Here is an 18,432-nt window from a genome sequence, read left to right as displayed (position 1 = left end):
AATTTTCAATCCAAAAAATACATCCTCATCATCTCCCTGTTTTTAATCTGAATTTCTCCCCGATAGGTACAGGGGAAGTCTTCTTTGATTTCATTATAGGTGGTTTCAGAAATATTGATTTTTCCGGGAATGGAAGCAGATTCCATCCGTGAAGCGATATTGACAGTATCTCCCCAGATATCATATTGCCATTTTTTGATCCCAACTATACCTGCCACCACCGGTCCGGTGTGAATTCCTATACGGACATCAAAATGTGGCATTCCATCTTCCTTCTTTCTTTCTTGCTCCACAAAATCCAACATTTCCTTGGCTGATTTGGTAATTTTGAATACATGGGTCTCATCAGAAAGTGGTAGACCTCCCGCACACATATAAGAGTCTCCGATTGTCTTGATTTTTTCCAGTCCGTATTTGGTAATGATTTCATCAAAAGCCTTGAAGTAGTAATCAATGCTTTTTACCAGGAGCTTAGATTCTATTTTTTTAGCATACAGTGAAAATTCCACGAAATCGGTAAACAGTACGGTTACTTTTTCAAATTTGACTGCCTCTACTTTACCATTTAATTTCAATTCTTTTGCAGTTTGTACTGGTAGGATATTGAGCAGCAATTTCTCCGAAATTTTCTTTTCTCTCTGAATATTCTTGAAATACCAATACAAGGTCCCCAAAATAATCGCCCCCAAAAAAACAATGACAATCAGAGCAATCATAATAATCTGTTGGGTTCTCTTGGTCTGATTGAGCAGATCCACTTCTGCCTGTTTTTGTGCAACTTCAAAATCTGTCCTAAGATCAGCCATGTTCTGTATGGTCTTTAAATTATTGACACTGTCCCTATAAGCGATATGGTTTTTATAGTATTTGAGAGATTCTTCATGATTTCGGTACTTTTCATGAAGTTCAGAAAGTTTAAGGTTTGCATTTGATATTTGTTCTTTGAGTCCGTGGGTTTCTGCCAGTTGCAGACTCCTGAGTGCATATTTCATGGCGGTAGCTTCATCACCTTTTTCGGAATAGATATCGGACATGGATATCAGATAATCACATATAGGATAGTAATCTTCCAGCTCTTCCAATATCTGAATGGCTTCATTGATGTTTTTTTCCGCAAGATCCCTCTGTCCTATATTGGCATAGACCATCCCGATATTGCCCAGGCTATATGCCTTCCCAGTCAGGTAATTCAATTTTTCAAACAGGAGGCTTGATTCGTTGAAATAAACAAAGGCAGAATCAAACATATTCCTGTTCAGAAATTCATCTCCTGAATTCAGGATAGAGGATGCCAGGGCAATAGAATCGTCAGATTGTCTCAAAGCGGAAATTGCTTTACGGTAATAAAGCATGGCATTGTTGTGGTTATTGGAAACAGAATAAATATCGGCAATTGCACCATAGGTGATGCCTTCACTCCTTAATGAATTCGCTTTTCCAGCAGCCTCCCCACTTTTAATATAGGCTTCCAATGCTTCATACAATTCCCCCATTTTTCTTTTATGGTTTCCCTTCAAAAAATAGCCTTTTTGCTCAAAAATAGGCTCTTCCAGTTCTTTGGAAAGTGAAATCAGTTCTTCGGCATATTTTAAAGCTTGCTGAAGATCTTTCATTTCATTGAATGATAATTCCTCTAACAATTCAAGTTTTTCAGAATCAGCCAACAAGCCTTGCTGGTATATTTTGGAAAGGCTGTCTGCCACTTTTTGGTCTTGTGAAAAAGCCGGGTTTATAAAAAGCCAAAAAATCAAAAGAAATGAGAAAGCATGACTCATTTTGGAAATCATAAAATACCTTATATTCTAACCGAAATCTTGGGGTCAAACATCCTGTTAGATGAAGATCCATTTTTGACATAGGCAATATCATAATCTTCCTCAGAACCTCTCGGGACATTGGGATCAACTGTACCTTTCCAGTTATTTGAATTTCCGACTCTTGAAGGACCTTCACTGAAAATGTTTATGTCTGAATTGTTGATGATACCTGTGATTTCTTTTACACCGGATCGGGGACTAATGATCCAAGTCACGGTATCTCCCGGATCTACTTCTGTGTTTCCTCTATCAGAAAGGATAAGACCACCGTTGGAATCTATCCCTTCAATGGTAATAGGTCGATTTGGCATTGTTCAAACATTTTTTGTTTTGAAAGTATTAAAGTACTACAAAAAGCAATATATGTATTAAAATGGATAATCCTTTTTAAACCACTTTAAAATATCCATGAAAAACATAATTGTGAGTATGTTGCGATTACTTAATAATTCAGATTCAGTTCTTTTCTCAAAAACTCATCTTCTGATTTATTTTTGGTCCAATAATCCACGATTTTCACCCCTTTCCTTTTTGCAACACTGATTTCTTTGGTGCCATCCTGTCTTGTTTGACTTTCTTCCCAACCCATAATCTGATAGGGAAATACTTTCTCAAAATCAATCTTTAACTCCCTGATGCCGGAACTGTAGGTAACTACCAACTGACTGCGGTTGTTGCTGATATCAACTACTCTGATAAATGCCTCCTCGGATTGAAACTCCTCATGGGTGAACCTCTGGTAAAAGAGTGATGGCATCATAGTGACACTTCCTATCGGGATTTGATTGGGATTGATTCTGATCAGGTTCCAAAGTTCATCTTCTGACAACCCTGTGAATGAGAAACTATCATCGCCTTCTTTTTCGAAATAGGAAAAAATCTTCCCCTTATAGCTTTCAGTACTTTTTAAGTTAAGTTGTGTAAAGGTATGCCCACACCATTCCTGCGAACTTGCGGTGATTTTAAGGCTGTTGTTTTGTTCTTTGGTCGGCGTAAATACCGATAGCATCATATGATATGGATATATCCCGGTCACAAAATCCCGTGTTTGGTTCATTTTAATCACCGAAATCTTATCGGAGCCTGCTTTTTCTGGTTGATCCAGTTTTACATGGTTTTTTCTAGAAAACTCCTCAGTCACAAAAATAAGAACCGCTTCTCCCGTTCTGGGCTCTCCATATCGGTACTGTTCCAGGTCAAAACTTGAGATTTCAGCCTTTCCCTGAAACCAATAATCGCCCCATGCCTTAAAATCTATATCCTGACGCTGTGGTTTGGAACAGGAAGCTAACAATAGAAATACAACTGACAGAAGCACTAAAAGGATACGCATACTATTTGTTTTTTTATAAAATAAGAAATCTTTGGATCAATCAGGAATTTTGTAGTATGATTTCACTGCTTTGTAATCTTTCAGATTGACAGGTGCCATCCTTCCTGAGGTTGAAGTGCCTCCAGGAATAATTACATACCTGAAACTAACATCCCCTTCTATAGGGATAATTTGGACGGAGTTATCTTCATTGGAAAATGCCATCAGGATTTTATTCAATTGCAAATAATGAACTAATCTTTGGTTTTTGATTTGGGTAATGGTCTGAGTGATTGGAAGGGGTTGGACTATATCAGGGAATAAATCGAACCTGATAAAAATCGCTACAGTTCCCCTATCCAAAATTCCGGAAGTTATCAGAGGCTCATCTATGGTATAAACTATGCTGTTGCGACCAAAAAACATAGTGATTGCACTCCAGTCAGACTCTTCAAAAGGGATCCAATCTGAGTATATGACATTTGCTGTTCCTGTTTCCCCTTGAGGGCCTGTTTCACCTTGTGGTCCTGTTGGTCCTGTCTCACCCTGAGTACCTGTTGGACCCTGTGGACCAGATGGTCCTTGAGGACCGGTTGGCCCTTGAGGACCTGTTTCTCCCTCAGGTCCTTGGGTCCCCCCTGACCTTGTGGCCCTGTCTCACCCTGCGGTCCTGTAGGCCCTGCCGGACCCTGTGGACCAGATGGTCCTTGCGGACCTGATGGACCTTGAGGCCCTGTAGGTCCAATTGGGCCAGTTTCTCCTTGGGGACCTTGTTGACCATCGCTTCCTGATTCTCCTTGAGGTCCCTCTTCACCCTGAAGCCCTTGTTCCCCTTGAGGTCCCTGTTCTCCTTCAGGTCCCTGTTCTCCCTGTAGACCTCTTTCACCCCTTGCACCTTGGACACCAGGAGGCCCCATAATTGGTTCATCATCACTGACACAGGAATGGACAGCGAAGGCAATCATAACAAATAAGCTAAACCTTATTAATGTTTTCATATTAGAGGTGGTTTAAAAATTTTTATAGAATTGAATAATTCAAATTTCAATTAATGGTGATAGTTTTGGTGTGAGCCTATTCAGTTAGAACTTAAAATAGAATTCAATTTCGAAGTCAGATTTTACCGCTTATGATTTCGATCCAAAAAGTATATACTGGTTAAGTATTTCGGTTCTACCAATACAACTTTTTGTGCGATCGATTTTAGTCCATAAAAGTTTAAAATTTTAAACATCCATAATTTATAACTTCGAATACATAAAAAAAATAAAATCAACATAATTATGTATACTAAAGGAATTTATATTATCATTTTCCTAAAAATCCAGTGAATTGATATGGGAAAATTCTGCTGGCATACCACCACTTTGTAATTATGATTCCCCGATCTCTGTCACTATCGGTTTGTTATTTCTTGACCACTCACTCCATGAGCCCACATACAGGTTTGGAAGATCAAGGCCAGCGTAGGCCATAGCCAATAAAGTATGGCATGCAGTCACTCCGGAACCACAGTGGATAATGATATTTTTAGTCGGACTATCTTTAATGAAATTAATATACATCTTCTTTAGTTCTTCAGGTGATTTAAAAAACCCATCTTGATCCAAGTTTAGTGAAAACGGAATATTGACTGCTCCGGGGATATGTCCTGCAATCAGGTCAATGGGTTCTTTAGCGCCATTGTATCGTTCAGTTTCCCGGACATCAATGACAAGATATTCCTTATTTCGGGATACCTTTTCCACTTCAGCTATATCAGCCATCGCCATTGTCCAATCTTTTACTGTATAGTTGGACGGGATAGGTTTTGGTTCTTCTCCATTTGATGCAGCAAATCCGGCTTTGATGGCAGCAGCTAATCCTCCGTCCAAAACCTGAATCTTTTGATGTCCGATAGCTTTCATCATCCACCAAAACCGGGAAGCCGCATTTGATCCATTTTTATCATCATAGACTACCACATGACTATCGGGACTGATTCCAAGATTAGAAAGCAAGGAACAAAATTGCCCTGCACTTGGAAGCGGATGTCTGCCCCCATCCGCAAAGTCTTCTTTAATATCAGACAATTCAGTATTCAGGTCCACATGCAAAGCTCTTTTGAGATGCTGATTTAAGTAGTTGTTTTTCCCAAAACTGGCATCAATAAGAATGATTTTTTCATTTTGAGTTAAAGCAACCAAATCCTCTGGAGAAATAATTGGTGAGGTAATATTGGTCATGGTGTTTTACTTTGAACATAAATATGCCAAATAATTGATAAAAAACCAGATGTACTTTTAATTCAATTTGGATTTAGGTCATGATTTGAGCCCTTTTCTGAACCCATCCTTTTCAGCAATCTATAGTGAGAGACAATAGCACCCCACATGCTTTCTTCATGGTATTTGACCTGAAACTCTTCTGCAGTTTGTTTTACGATTTCGGAAAGGGCTATGTAATGAACATGACAGATATTAGGGAAAATATGATGGACGATATGGGTATTAAGACCTCCAAACAGGAAATTTGCCAATTTACTTTTTCTTGCAAAATCTATTGTGTTTTTGAATATATGGATCGTCCAAGTGTCGACTACATGACCTTCTAGGTTAACTGTTCCAAATTCTGATTCGTCCACCAAATGCACCGGAATAAGAACAGAAATCAGGAAAAGGCTTAAAATAAAATGTATGCCTAAATACCCCAAAATAAACTGTTGCCAAGTGACATCAAGTACCATTATCGGGATCAGAAGGGTGTAAGTGAAATAGATAAGTTTTGTGAAAAATAAAATCACGTATTCCCTAAAAGGTGGCTGGTCAATACCCAACCACCTTTTGGATTTTGAGGATGGGAAAAATTCTTTTAAACCTTTTACATATACTAAGAAAATGCTGAAAATAAGGTACAGTAATGTGGCATACAAATGTTGGAACTTATTATACCATCTATAGGGTTCGGTTGGAGACATCCTGATCAGTGGGGCCTGTTGATGAATATCAGGGTCAAAATCTGCAATATTGGGAAAGGAATGATGTGTTTTGTTATGACTTAGATTCCACAAGTATAAATTTGATCCTACCAGATTAAAAGTGTAACTCAAAATGCGGTTGAGGTGATGGCTTTTGAAAAGGGCATTGTGTGAAGCGTCATGGGCAATATTGAAAACAATCAGGCCATGGGAAAGCCCTAATAGAAGACCGATTAAAAATGTGCCCCAAGGATTGAACCAATTACTTAAAAGCAAACCATATAAAACACCGAAAAGCATCAGGAGAAATGTAGATTTGAAGGTGACTTCCCAACCTCCTTTTTTGGATTTCCCTGTTTCTTTAAAATAATGATCAACTCTTTGGGCTAAGGTTTTAGAAAACCTGTCATCATCTGCCTTTTTAAATATCGGTTTATTTGAAGCAGATTTTTGTTGGATTAGAGCGGTTGACATAGGATTTTATTTTGGGGTTGAAACAGCTTGTACTCTAGTAATGATAAACATAAGAATCGTCTAGGAATCCTAATTGATACGGGTTTATATTTAGGAAAACTTAATTGAACGATTCAAATTTCACAAAATAAAAATTTAAATTGATGCGAATTTTTAAAATAAATTATTAATAAATACAGCCTTTAAAAAATGAGATTCTTAATTTATGCAAATCAAATAAGAGATTAGAGAAATTAGTGTTTCAATAAGTAAAATTTGAGGATGGTACTTTGACTAGCCAGATTTTACATCATGTTGATAAACTACTGGCTCAATCTGTTGTTGATATTATTTAGGCACTGGGGACATTTGGCCATTGAAAATTTTATTTTGTTTTTTCAGCTAATATTTTCAATTATCTATATCTTAGATTGCATTAATAAGAACTATTTGAATGACAAGAAAATGAAAGTTAGTCCGGTAAAATCTTCAGGACTTAGCACATTTGCAGGTGTATTTACGCCTTCCATTCTCACCATATTGGGTGTGATCATGTACCTGCGTTTTGGTTGGGTGGTAGGTAATGTCGGTTTGCTGGGTAGCCTTCTTATTGTCACCTTGGCTACATCCATTACTTTTCTAACCTCTCTTTCTTTAGCAGCCATAGCCACTGATCAGCAGGTAAAAATAGGAGGGGCTTATTATATGATCAGCCGTTCTCTTGGCATTGAAAGCGGTGGAGCAGTTGGAATTTCCTTATACCTCGCCCAGGCTTTGTCAGTATCTATGTACACGGTGGGTTTTGCCGAAAGTATAATGCAAATTTTTCCCGGACTTAATGAGAAATTATTAGCCGTGGCCGCAATTCTTTTTGTTTCAGGTGTGGCATTGATCTCTGCCAAGGTCGCTAGCAGGGTGCAGTATTTTATTCTTGCCGCAATAGCTATTTCTCTTATTTCCCTGATTTTTGGTAGCCCGATTGAATCTACCGAAATAGAATTATGGGGGGTGTCTTCAGCAAGATCAGTTCCTTTTTGGGTTGTTTTTGCAGTATTCTTTCCGGCGGTTACTGGGATAGATGTGGGCGTGAATATGTCGGGCGACTTAAAGGACCCTGCAAAGTCCATACCTAAAGGAACCTTTTTGGCCGTCGGTGTAGGGTATATCATATATATGGCGCTACCTGTGATCTTGGCAATGCGTGCGGATGCAACTAGCCTAATAGAAGACCCGATGATCATGCGTAGGATTGCCTTTTGGGGCGATGCAATTCTGGTCGGCGTATGGGGTGCTACCCTTTCAAGTGCCCTTGGCAGCACATTGGCTGCTCCGAGGGTACTGCAGGCACTCGCTCAAGATGGTGTATTGCCCCGTTTTATGGCTGGGTTGGGAAAGGGCAGCGGAAAGGAAAACCTTCCCCGAAAGGGCACCCTTTTTACATTAATTTTTACCATTACCGCAGTATTGCTTGGAGATCTCAATGTAATAGCTCCAGTGCTGACGATGTTTTTTCTTACTGCTTATGGCGTGCTCAATTTTTCTGCAGGAATAGAAAATATTTTAAAATCGCCCTCTTTTCGTCCGAAATTTAAAGTGCATTGGTTTTTTTCCCTTTTAGGAGCTGTAGGTTGTTTTGGTGTGATGATACTCATCAATCCTGTTGCTACTTTAATTGCTGCAATATTTGTTTTTCTGATATTTTTCTGGCTTAAGCGTCGTGGACTAAAAAAGACTTGGGGAGGAATAGGACGTGGTGTTCGGCTAAGCCTTATCCGTTTTAGTCTGATGCGTTTGAGCGAAGATGCAGATCCTAAAAACTGGCGTCCACACCTGTTAGTATTTTCGGGGGCCCCACAAAGCCGATGGTACCTGATAGCTGTAGCCGATGATTTTATTCAGGGAAAAGCCTTGATGACAGTTGCCACAATATTGACTGAAGAAAATATAACCAAAAAGAGATTGCGTAAGATGGAAAAACATACGCGGGATTTCCTTGCCAAAAGAGCTATTCATAGTTTGGTACGAATCATCCCATCTGCCAATCCTTTTAAAGGGGCCAAGACAATGGTAGATCATTATGGTTTGGGAAGCCTCGTGCCCAATACCATCATTTTGGGAAATACCACAGAGGATAGCCATATGCAGGATTTTTGTGACATGATTGGGTATTTCTATAAATTACAGCGCAATATCCTGATCATTGATATTGAAGAAGACTATAAAAAAAGTTCAAAGAAAAGTATTGATGTCTGGTGGGGAGGATTGAAAATGAATGGTGCTTTAATGATCATTATGGCACATTTGCTAAGGCGCAGTTTTGGATGGAGGGAAGCCGAACTTACCATCAAAATGGTTGTACCAAATGAATCTGCCGCACGAGATGCCGAAAAAAACCTTGCTGAAATAATAGAAAAAATGCGGTCCAATGCAAAATATGAGTTGATCGTAGCGGGAGGAAGAAGTTTCCCAGAGATTCTCAAAAATGAAAGTCGAACGGCGGATCTTGTATTTCTTGGATTGAAAACACCGGACGATAATTATCCATTGTATTACCGAACGCTTCAGGCAAATACCGCTCATCTCAAAAATAAAATTTTTGTTTTGGCCGGAGAGGACGTGGCTTTCGAAAAAGTACTTTTTTAAAATTGATCGCTTAGAGATTTAAAAGGCACATTTTCAATTAAGGTGACCCTTAAAACTCGCAGAAAAGTCTATGTTTCAATAAAGACTTTGATTTTCCTGGTAGACTTCTTCATTTCGTCAAATATCAAAAAAAAAGCCCCGCACAATAAATTTTGTGCAGGGCCAAGGTAGTGGTTATTCTAAATTTTGATTTTGTCCGCTCCTATATCAATAAATTGGTCGGACTCCTATGCCGTGAAAATCACTGGCCTGTAAATCCTTAACCGGTGCAGGCTGGATCAATGCTGCGATTTTTCTGTTGGAGGTATTGATGACAGAAAATCCGGGCGTTGTACCCGTGGCCACATGAGCGGCACCGCTTCTGGGATTAGGTCCACGCAGGGTTATAAAGGCAAATTTTCCATCAGGAGAAAAATCAATAATATCGGGACTGCTGCCTACAAAATCCAGGTTATGGACTATTTTGTCCGTCATGGTATTGATTATGATTCCGTTGTCACTGCCTCTGTTGACCTGCCATAGCCAAGGTCCCTTTGGACTGACTCTGGCACCGTGAGCATCCACACCTCTGGTTTCACTGCTGGATTTGATCAGAGTATGGTTTGAAGTATCAAAGACATACCATTCACCACTTTCGGTTGGGGGATTGAGAGCGCTACCTGGATCGCCCCAGTTGGCGTACATTTTTTTACCATCCTGACTGAGCGCCAAACCGCAATTGGCTTTGACTTCATCTCTTGAAAAGGCCTTAACTATCTTGGGCTCGGGCGCTTGTATGTCCACCACAACCAGCCCACCTGCACCTGGTCCTAGTGTCACATAGGCATACTTTCCATCTGCAGTGTAAAGGTGGCAGACCGGTGCTGCCCGAACATCTTCAAAATTGTCTTTCCATTCTTGCTGCTCCAGCAGATTGAGCTCCCGTCCAATGGCAAAACTTTCATTTGCAAGGTCAGCGGTAATTTCAATAAAAGTAACGGTACCAATGTTGGCCACCCAGATGGATTTGTCGTCAGGTGTAAAACTTGCCATGTGGGCCCCGGCGCCGGTAAATATTACTTTAATGACTTTTCGGTCTTGGGTTCGGATGATGGCCACATTACCGGATGCTGGTGAAGCGACAACAGCATATTCATGGGTTGAATTGAATTCGATCATGTGGGGCATGGTCACGGCATCAACAATTTCACCTTCTGATAGCAATGCTGGAAAGTCGATTACACAAGTTTCTGTCAGACCAGAATTGAAAATGTGGATCCTGCTTAAGTTTACCCCTTGGTCAAGAGCCCATATTTCATAATCTTTTGCAAATGGACCTTGGCCCATTCCCCTATTTGACTTGTCATCTTTTTTTTGAAGACTAATAAGATCCTTCGTAATTAACTCGCATCCCTGCAGAATGCACATAGCCACCAGCGCAATAAGATAAGAACCGAAAGCTTTTTTTTGATCATTAAATTTTGTCATAAATGTTGTGGTTTTGGTAAAGTAAAAAGAGCGGAATAAATGACATCCTACTAGAAAAATAAAATTAAGAAATTTTCTGAGGAAATTTGTATGTCATGAAAAGTTTGACAGTACCTGTGATGATCATCAGAACACAAACCCCCATCAATATAAATTATAGTTGCAAACCATCAACAGAGAAGTTAAATTAAGCCTCAATTTATAAATCATCAACATTACACTCCATGAACCTAGCAGCTATAGATATTGGTACCAATTCCATTCACATGATCATCGTCAAGGTGACTTCCAAGCAGACTTTTGAGGTTTTGGTGCAGGAAAAGGAAATGGTGAAATTAGGAGTTGGTGTTTTTGCCAATAAAATGTTGAGTGAAAAAGCATTTGATGCAGGTATAGAAACCATATCCCGATATGTACAACTTGCCGATGAATATGGGGTCGAGCATATCATTACTGCTGCCACCTCCGCTACCAGAGAGGCAAAAAACGGAAGAGAATTTTTGGACCGGTTGATCCAGGATATTGGATTGTCACCACAACTGATTTCAGGGAAAGAAGAATCCAGATTGATTTTTTTAGCTGTTAAGAGGGCGATTGATCTGCAAAGTAATAATGTAATGGTCATTGATATCGGGGGAGGGAGTACAGAAGCTGTGGTAGGCAATAAAGATGCTGTCCTTTTTAAAAGCAGTATGAAACTTGGGGTACTGAGGCTGTTAGACAAAGTAGGAAACCAAGGTCCTTTGACCAAGGAAAAGCAGGAAGATCTGAATAACCATATCAAAGGCATAGCGGAAAAAGTGTTTGCAGAAGCTAAGGCTGTAGGGTTCACAAAAATAATAGGAACTTCTGGGTCTATCAGGACTTTGGGCGAAGCGGCCTTATTAATGAATAAAAAAGGAAATCTAAGTTCCATTAACGCAGAGACCGTCAAGGTTAAGGACATAGAAAAGATAACAACAAAATTATTAAGTCTACCGGCAGAAAAAAGATCTGAAATACCGGGGATCAATGAAAACCGGGTTGATGCCATTCATTTGGGAGGATTACTGCTGGTTGAACTGCTGAAGTTGACTGATGTGAAAGAATTGACTTTGTCAGATGCTTCACTTCGCGAGGGCCTGATCGTGGATTATGTGGAAAAAAACGGTCAGAAACTGGAAGATCTGGTATTGGGCAGTAGTATCCGTGAAAAAAGCTGCATGCTAAAGTCCATGAAATATGAGACTGATATTCTGGAGAACAAACATGTGGCAAGGTTAGCCTTACAGCTTTTTGATCAATTGAAAGATTACCACGGTATGGATTTGGCAGCTAGGGACTTACTTTATCATGCAAGTCTGATTTACGACATTGGGACTTATGTCAATTTTCAAGATTACCATAAGCACTCCAAATACCTGATTCTTAAAGGGAGATTGAGGGGGTTCAACAACAATGAATTATTGATTTTGGCCAATCTGGCCAGATACCACAGAAAAAAAGGTCCAAAAAAGAAGAAAATTAAAAAATTTTCCAAAAATCAAAGACAATTGGTTTTGGGGCTTTCGGGAATACTAAGAATAGCAGTCGGTTTGGACAAAACCAAAAACCAATGGGTCGAGAATGTGTATTGTGTCCCTGAAAAGGATAGTCTGACCATCAAGATTTTTGGTGATGCCACCATGGACCTGGAAATCTGGGAAGCCCAAAGGTTTTCAGATACCCTTTCAAAATTTTTGGGAGAGAAAATAGAGGTGGTGAAAGGGTAGATGATTTCAGCAATATCCACCTTTTCCTTTTGGCTAACCTTTGAATACCCAGCTCATTTCAGCACCTCACGCAAAAAACCCAGCGCTTTATAAATTAAATTTCTGGCTGATTTGATGTTGTCCAACTTCATGATTTCCTGAATCTGCTGGTAATTGAGACCCTCATAAAAAAAATAATAAATCACTTCCCTTTTTCTCGGACTGAGTAAAGCTATAGCCTTGTTAAGTTTTGCTTTTTTTTCTTCATCGATCTGCCTATCGATTAACAGCTTTTCGTGAGAAAATGTGAAATCAAAAAAATAACTGCTGTCAATGTCTTCCAAATTGCTGTACCATTTCCCTTCTTCTTTGATAATGGTTCTTTTTAGACATTTGAACAGGTAAAATTTGATGGAATCTGTCGGCCCAAGATTGCTGCGGTATTTTCTCAGTTCGATGAACATATCCTGTATGGCATCTTTGACCAATTCTTCTTTTCTACAAATTCTCCATCCGTAAGCAAAAAGCTTATCAAAATAGGACTCATATATGCGTATGAATGCTGATTCATTTCCATTCCTAAAGGAATTCCATAAAACCACATCTTCTGTTGGAACAGACTGATTGATATGCTCCAGGGTATTTTCCCTTGAAAAAGAATTTTTTTGGCGAGACAGCATTTTGGGTTTATTGTTCTTTTTTTAAAGTTAAAGTCAATAATTTAAAAATTAAAGCTTAAATCAATTAAATAATGGTTATCCAAAAAATGTATAAGAAGAAATTAGACTTGGATGTTCAAATGCTCTTGTTAACTTTACGTGCGAAATGAACAGCAAACTTCTGCATATCTCTTTTTTCCCTACCAAAACTACTTTTGGTATTGTTTTTCATTTCCATCATTCCTCGCAAGAGGAAAATTTTTAACATATCGCCCCGGATGGCTGTTGATATAATCATACCGCCTAATCATCCAAAATTCTTATTGGCATTTTGATACTAAACGTATATTGCACTCATGAATTCAATTATCCGTATTGCTGTCCAAAAAAGCGGCAGACTCAGCGACGACTCACTTAGCCTCATCAAAGAATGTGGCATCAAATTTTATAATGGTACCGGAAAGCTCAAGTCTACCTCTACCAATTTCCCCATTGAATTTCTTTTCTTAAGAGATGACGACATACCCGGATATGTATCTGATGGTGTTGCGGATTTGGGAATAGTTGGAGAAAATGAACTGGTAGAAAAGGACAGAGAAGTGAGTCTCCTCAAGAGACTCGGATTCTCCAAATGCCGTCTTTCCCTTGCTATTCCCAAAGGTGAGGATTATGAAGATGTAAATTATTTTGAAGGAAAAAGCCTCGCAACCTCTTATCCGAAAATTCTTGGAGATTATCTCAAATCCAAAAACATCCATGCAGAAATCCATGAGATAAGTGGGTCTGTTGAAATTGCCCCAAGTATAGGCTTAGCTGAGGGGATTTGTGACATTGTTAGTTCAGGATCAACCTTGATGATGAATGGCCTCAAAGAAGTGGAAGAAATATTTAAATCGGAAGCAGTATTAATTGCCAACAAAAACCTTTCAGAAGAAAAATTGGCTATTATAGATAAACTTCTGTTCCGGATAAATGCGGTTCAAAAAGGTAAAAGCAATAAGTATGTTTTATTAAATGCTCCAAATGAATCACTTGAAAAAATCATCAATCTGATTCCAGGAATGAGAAGCCCGACCATATTACCCTTGGCACAGGAAGGATGGTCGTCAGTACACTCAGTGTTGAGTGAGGACCAGTTTTGGGAAAACATCGAAGAACTCCGTGCAGCCGGTGCTGAGGGGATTTTGGTGGTCCCGATTGAGAAAATGGTTATTTGAGATTGGCAATGTGAGATGTGAGACATGAGACATGAGACTTAAGATACAAGAAGCGAGAAGCGAGAAAAATGAACTTGTTGTTCGAAGCTTGTGGCTTCGTTGACCCTGAGTAAGGCTTTTGGAACGCCTGTTGTCACGGGAAGTGGTTTGAATGAATACACTCACGTAAACAAGTTTGAAAAATGAAGGATGAGGTCTGTGTCATTCTGGAGACGAGCTTAAGTTAATTTGTAATTTATTAACAACTCATCAAAGAAGTGAAAGCCTGCCCAGCAGCATCTAGGAGAACAAAAATGAGGGTGTTAAAGGCAAAATGCCGTAGGCATGACCGCAATGATAGCCCGGCAATTTATTGCTAGGATCAAGACCAAAAAAGAATCCCCGGAGTGCCATCGGCACGGACGATATTAAATGGACAAATGATTATAATTAAAGAAGACAAGTTGGTTGACCTTAAATCATATTGAATAGAACTTAGCTTTCCTATGTAACAATTAATGTAAATTACCTTAGTCAAAAAAGCGGATAGATCCGACTGCCCCCTAAACCAAACATTTCGCCAAGACGGATAAGTTTGTCTAACCATAAATGCATATCAATATGAAAACCATATACAACCCTACAAAATCCGAATGGGCAAAGGAATTGAAAAGACCTGTTCAAAAGTCCAAGGAAATAGAAAAGATCGTCAAGCCGATCATGCAAAAAGTCAAAAGACTGGGAGACAAAGCCTTGAAAAAATTTGCTTTGGAGTATGACCATGTTCAGATAAAAACCCTTTTGGTTTCGATGGAAGAGATCTTTCAGGCAAGGGAAACTGTCGATTCAAAACTCAAGGAAGCCATTCAGGTCGCAAAACAAAACATAGAAAAATTCCATGAAGCCCAAGCAACACCGGACCTCGAAATGGAAGTGATGGAAGGGGTTACCTGCATGAGGAGGTCTGTGCCAATTCAAAGGGTTGGTCTTTATATTCCCGGAGGAACTGCACCGCTTTTCTCAACGGTTTTGATGTTGGGTATTCCGGCCAACCTTGCGGGATGTGAGGAAATCGTCCTTTGCACACCACCGGATAAAGAAGGGAATATTCACCCTGCCATTCTCTATACCGCGGATTTGATCGGTATCGATAAAATCGTAAAAGCCGGAGGGGCACAGGCAATTGCTGCTATGACCTATGGTACAGAATCTGTCCCAAAAGTCGATAAGATTTTTGGACCGGGAAATCAGTACGTAACCGCGGCCAAACAATTGGCTGTAAAAAAAGGTGTATCCATAGACATGCCGGCAGGTCCTTCAGAGGTATTGGTGTATGCGGACCATACAGCTATCCCCGCCTTTGTAGCAGCAGATCTACTATCCCAGGCCGAACACGGAGTTGATTCACAGGTCATCCTTGTAGCTTCTTCAGAAAAAATAGCCAACAAAGTTCTTGATGAAATAGAGGCTCAACTTCCTAAACTCCCAAGGAAGGATATGGCCAAAAAAGTACTGGAAAACTCTGTTGCCGTTATCATCGCCAAACAGGATAAGGCAATCGAACTGATTAATGATTATGCACCTGAACACCTCATCATTTGCGTGGAAAATGAAGATGAAGTAATCCGCCAAATCAAAAATGCCGGATCAGTATTCATAGGCAATTTCACCCCTGAATCTGCCGGAGATTATGCCTCAGGTACAAACCATACGCTACCTACCTTTGGTTATGCCAAAAATTACAGCGGAGTCTCTTTGGATAGCTTTGTCAAAAAGATCACATATCAAAAAATCACGGAGAAGGGAATCAAAAACCTCGGCCCTACAGTAGAGACCATGGCAGCCAATGAAATGTTGGAAGCACATAAAAATGCTGTCAGTATCCGCCTAAAATACCTTAAAGAGAAAAAATAATGTCTTTTCCATTAGAGAAATTATTGAGACCCCATATTTTGGGGATAAAACCATATTCCTCTGCCCGTGATGAATATTCCGGTAAAGACGGCGTGTTTCTGGATGCCAACGAAAATCCTTATGGTTCATTGACAGGTGAGCCTTTCAACCGCTATCCTGACCCATATCAATTGGAAATCAAGGAAAAATTATCCTTTATTAAAGGTGTCCGAGCCACTCAGATATTTCTGGGTAACGGAAGTGATGAGGCTATTGATTTATTGATGAGGGCTTTCTGTGTTCCCGGCAAGGACAATGTTATCTTGCTGCCCCCTACTTATGGAATGTATGAAGTATCCGCTTCCATCAATGACATCGAAACCAAAAAAGTCAACCTTACCGAAGATTATCAATTGAAACCAAAAGATATCTTAGCTGCTGTTGATCCCCAAACCAAAATTATTTTTATCTGCTCGCCCAATAATCCAAGTGGTAATAAAATGAATAGACATGATATTCGAACCATTATTGCTGGCTTTGATGGATTGGTGGTAGTAGATGAAGCCTATATTGATTTTAGCGATGAACCGAGTTTTACAACGGAGCTACATTTCTCCCCTAATTTATTGGTGATGCAGACTTTTTCAAAAGCTTGGGGTATGGCCAATCTAAGGATTGGTATGGCATTCGCTTCTGAAGAAATCATCCGGATTCTTAACCTTATCAAACCACCCTACAACATATCAGGTCTTACCCAACAAAAAGTACTTGAATCCTTGGAGCAGGCAGATAAAATTGATGCATTGGTTCAGACTGTCTTAAAAGAGAAAGACCGTTTATCAAAAGCTTTGGAAAAACTACCCTTTATCTCACATATTTACCCTTCCAATGCCAACTTTGTTTTAATCAAAATGCCCGGCGCAAAAAAAGTTTATGACTATCTGATCAATGATCTGATCATCGTTAGGGACAGGTCAAAAGTGGTACTTTGTGAGGACTGTTTGCGGATTTCGGTGGGGACAAAGAAAGAAAACGACAAGTTGATAGAGGAATTGGAAAAATATGAATAACAGGATTGACCTGAAAAAGACCTTATGTTTTTTATCAATATCAATTATCATCCGATTTCAACAAATATCCCTTCAGAAAGGATTATGCATTTAATTTAGTTACTGTTAAAATACTGGGAATGATAATCCCTATTTAAAACTTATAAACCTATAAACCATGAAAAAAGTACTTTTTATAGACCGTGACGGTACCATCATTGTTGAACCAACTTCAGATTTTCAGATCGATAGTCTTGACGACCTTGAGTTTATTCCAAAGGCTATTTCCAATTTGCGAAAAATTGCAGAAGAAACAGATTATGAATTGGTGATGGTCACTAACCAAGATGGAATGGGTACTGAATCATTTCCTGAAGACACATTTTGGCCTGCCCATAATAAAATGATGCTGATCTTGGAAAATGAAGGCGTTCATTTTTCAAAAGTACATATCGATAGGTCTTTTGAACATGAAAACCTTCCTACCAGGAAGCCCGGCATTGACATGTTGACCGAATATCTTACTGGTGATTTCGACCTTGCCAATTCCTATGTGATCGGTGATAGGAAAACAGATGTTCAAATGGCCAAAAAACTTGGCTGCAAATCCATATTTATAGGAGAACAAATTGACCAAGCTACTTTTTGTACCAAAAACTGGGATGAAATCTATGAATACCTCAAAATGCCATCACGAATTGGAGAAGTGTTCAGAAAAACTTCCGAAACCGATATCCACATCCTTGTCAATGTAGACGGGTCAGGGAAATGTGAAATTTACACAGGATTGCCATTTTTCGACCACATGTTGGAACAATTAGGGAAACATGGAGGGACCGATCTATTGGTAGAAGTCAAGGGTGACCTACATATCGATGAACACCATACCATTGAAGATACTGCATTAGCATTGGGAGAAGCATATTTGAAAGCTCTTGGTGACAAAAAAGGGATTTACCGCTATGGATTCCTATTGCCTATGGATGACGTATTGGCACAGGTTGCGATTGATTTTGGAGGAAGGCCTTGGATGGTCTGGGATGCGGAATTCAAAAGAGAAAAAATCGGAGATATGCCCACTGAGATGTTTTATCATTTCTTCAAATCATTCAGCGATACCGCAAAATGCAACCTCAACATCAAAGCCGAAGGTACCAATGAACACCATAAAATTGAAGCGATTTTTAAAGGACTTGCCAGGGCAATAAAGATGGCTGTCAAAAGGGACCGCAATGCTTTGAATCAACTTCCAAGTAC

The 18,432-nt window shown here is 39.5% G+C and carries 15 protein-coding genes; 6 read left to right on the top strand and 9 right to left on the bottom strand.

What is annotated here, in order from left to right:
- Nucleotides 1-5: 5 nt before the first annotated feature.
- The 7 genes from ACEW8U_RS03635 to ACEW8U_RS03605 form a co-directional block, all read right to left on the bottom strand.
- Nucleotides 6-1,703, bottom strand: a complete 1,698-nt coding sequence (locus ACEW8U_RS03635; RefSeq protein ID WP_373520672.1) for an adenylate/guanylate cyclase domain-containing protein — start codon at nt 1,701-1,703, stop codon at nt 6-8.
- 92 nt (nt 1,704-1,795) lie between these two features.
- Complete coding sequence (locus tag ACEW8U_RS03630; RefSeq protein ID WP_373520671.1) at nt 1,796-2,128, bottom strand: hypothetical protein; 333 nt, start codon at nt 2,126-2,128, stop codon at nt 1,796-1,798.
- Between the two features lie 131 nt (nt 2,129-2,259).
- Complete coding sequence (locus tag ACEW8U_RS03625) at nt 2,260-3,150, bottom strand: hypothetical protein (RefSeq protein WP_373520670.1); 891 nt, start codon at nt 3,148-3,150, stop codon at nt 2,260-2,262.
- Nucleotides 3,151-3,186: 36 nt separating this feature from the next.
- Entirely contained in the window at nt 3,187-3,555 is a 369-nt protein-coding gene (locus ACEW8U_RS03620) for a hypothetical protein (protein WP_373520669.1), read from the bottom strand.
- Nucleotides 3,531-4,127, bottom strand: a complete 597-nt coding sequence (locus ACEW8U_RS03615; protein WP_373520668.1) for a hypothetical protein — start codon at nt 4,125-4,127, stop codon at nt 3,531-3,533. Before ACEW8U_RS03615 ends, ACEW8U_RS03620 begins: the two co-directional genes overlap by 25 nt.
- A 375-nt stretch (nt 4,128-4,502) precedes the next feature.
- The gene (locus tag ACEW8U_RS03610) at nt 4,503-5,354 is read right to left on the bottom strand and encodes a sulfurtransferase (protein ID WP_373520667.1); all 852 of its coding nucleotides are present in this window, start codon (nt 5,352-5,354) and stop codon (nt 4,503-4,505) included.
- A 62-nt stretch (nt 5,355-5,416) separates the two neighbouring features.
- Nucleotides 5,417-6,559 carry a fatty acid desaturase gene (locus tag ACEW8U_RS03605; RefSeq protein ID WP_373520666.1) on the bottom strand — a complete coding sequence of 381 codons (1,143 nt, stop codon included), beginning with the start codon at nt 6,557-6,559 and terminating at the stop codon, nt 5,417-5,419.
- Nucleotides 6,560-7,003: 444 nt separating this feature from the next.
- On the opposite strand from ACEW8U_RS03605, the gene ACEW8U_RS03600 reads away from it, so the two are divergent.
- Nucleotides 7,004-9,181, top strand: coding sequence for a Na-K-Cl cotransporter (locus ACEW8U_RS03600; RefSeq protein WP_373520665.1), 2,178 nt, complete (start codon nt 7,004-7,006; stop codon nt 9,179-9,181).
- Between the two features lie 207 nt (nt 9,182-9,388).
- Here ACEW8U_RS03600 and ACEW8U_RS03595 read toward each other — a convergent pair whose 3' ends face one another.
- Entirely contained in the window at nt 9,389-10,648 is a 1,260-nt protein-coding gene (locus tag ACEW8U_RS03595; protein ID WP_373520664.1) for a YncE family protein, read from the bottom strand.
- Between the two features lie 224 nt (nt 10,649-10,872).
- Here ACEW8U_RS03595 and ACEW8U_RS03590 point away from each other — a divergent pair, with 224 nt between their 5' ends.
- Complete coding sequence (locus ACEW8U_RS03590) at nt 10,873-12,399, top strand: Ppx/GppA phosphatase family protein (protein ID WP_373520663.1); 1,527 nt, start codon at nt 10,873-10,875, stop codon at nt 12,397-12,399.
- 53 nt (nt 12,400-12,452) lie between these two features.
- Here ACEW8U_RS03590 and ACEW8U_RS03585 read toward each other — a convergent pair whose 3' ends face one another.
- The gene (locus ACEW8U_RS03585; protein ID WP_373520662.1) at nt 12,453-13,058 is read right to left on the bottom strand and encodes an RNA polymerase sigma factor; all 606 of its coding nucleotides are present in this window, start codon (nt 13,056-13,058) and stop codon (nt 12,453-12,455) included.
- A 335-nt stretch (nt 13,059-13,393) separates the two neighbouring features.
- Between ACEW8U_RS03585 and hisG the strand changes: the two genes are divergently transcribed.
- From hisG to hisB, 4 genes are all read left to right on the top strand, one after another.
- Complete coding sequence (hisG, locus tag ACEW8U_RS03580; RefSeq protein WP_373520661.1) at nt 13,394-14,254, top strand: ATP phosphoribosyltransferase; 861 nt, start codon at nt 13,394-13,396, stop codon at nt 14,252-14,254.
- Nucleotides 14,255-14,854: 600 nt separating this feature from the next.
- Complete coding sequence (gene hisD, locus ACEW8U_RS03575; protein WP_373520660.1) at nt 14,855-16,147, top strand: histidinol dehydrogenase; 1,293 nt, start codon at nt 14,855-14,857, stop codon at nt 16,145-16,147.
- Nucleotides 16,147-17,196, top strand: a complete 1,050-nt coding sequence (gene hisC, locus ACEW8U_RS03570; protein WP_373520659.1) for a histidinol-phosphate transaminase — start codon at nt 16,147-16,149, stop codon at nt 17,194-17,196. Before hisD ends, hisC begins: the two co-directional genes overlap by 1 nt.
- Nucleotides 17,197-17,353: 157 nt before the next feature.
- Nucleotides 17,354-18,432: bifunctional histidinol-phosphatase/imidazoleglycerol-phosphate dehydratase HisB (gene hisB, locus ACEW8U_RS03565; protein WP_373520658.1), on the top strand; the 1,079-nt coding region annotated here is incomplete at its 3' end.

Origin of the sequence: Aquiflexum sp., assembly GCF_041751335.1 — a bacterium.
Classification (GTDB): domain Bacteria; phylum Bacteroidota; class Bacteroidia; order Cytophagales; family Cyclobacteriaceae; genus Aquiflexum.
This window is presented reverse-complemented; position numbering and strand designations above follow the sequence as displayed.

What these genes read in the sequence shown, in the direction of transcription:
- ACEW8U_RS03630 (WP_373520671.1), bottom strand. Translation starts at nt 2,128, where the DNA reads ATGCCAAATCGACCTATTACCATTGAAGGGATAGATTCCAACGGTGGT.
- ACEW8U_RS03625 (WP_373520670.1), bottom strand. Translation starts at nt 3,150, where the DNA reads ATGCGTATCCTTTTAGTGCTTCTGTCAGTTGTATTTCTATTGTTAGCT.
- ACEW8U_RS03620 (WP_373520669.1), bottom strand. Translation starts at nt 3,555, where the DNA reads ATGTTTTTTGGTCGCAACAGCATAGTTTATACCATAGATGAGCCTCTG.
- ACEW8U_RS03615 (WP_373520668.1), bottom strand. Translation starts at nt 4,127, where the DNA reads ATGAAAACATTAATAAGGTTTAGCTTATTTGTTATGATTGCCTTCGCT.
- ACEW8U_RS03610 (WP_373520667.1), bottom strand. Translation starts at nt 5,354, where the DNA reads ATGACCAATATTACCTCACCAATTATTTCTCCAGAGGATTTGGTTGCT.
- ACEW8U_RS03605 (WP_373520666.1), bottom strand. Translation starts at nt 6,559, where the DNA reads ATGTCAACCGCTCTAATCCAACAAAAATCTGCTTCAAATAAACCGATA.
- ACEW8U_RS03600 (WP_373520665.1), top strand. Translation starts at nt 7,004, where the DNA reads ATGAAAGTTAGTCCGGTAAAATCTTCAGGACTTAGCACATTTGCAGGT.
- ACEW8U_RS03595 (WP_373520664.1), bottom strand. Translation starts at nt 10,648, where the DNA reads ATGACAAAATTTAATGATCAAAAAAAAGCTTTCGGTTCTTATCTTATT.
- ACEW8U_RS03590 (WP_373520663.1), top strand. Translation starts at nt 10,873, where the DNA reads ATGAACCTAGCAGCTATAGATATTGGTACCAATTCCATTCACATGATC.
- ACEW8U_RS03585 (WP_373520662.1), bottom strand. Translation starts at nt 13,058, where the DNA reads ATGCTGTCTCGCCAAAAAAATTCTTTTTCAAGGGAAAATACCCTGGAG.
- hisG (WP_373520661.1), top strand. Translation starts at nt 13,394, where the DNA reads ATGAATTCAATTATCCGTATTGCTGTCCAAAAAAGCGGCAGACTCAGC.
- hisD (WP_373520660.1), top strand. Translation starts at nt 14,855, where the DNA reads ATGAAAACCATATACAACCCTACAAAATCCGAATGGGCAAAGGAATTG.
- hisC (WP_373520659.1), top strand. Translation starts at nt 16,147, where the DNA reads ATGTCTTTTCCATTAGAGAAATTATTGAGACCCCATATTTTGGGGATA.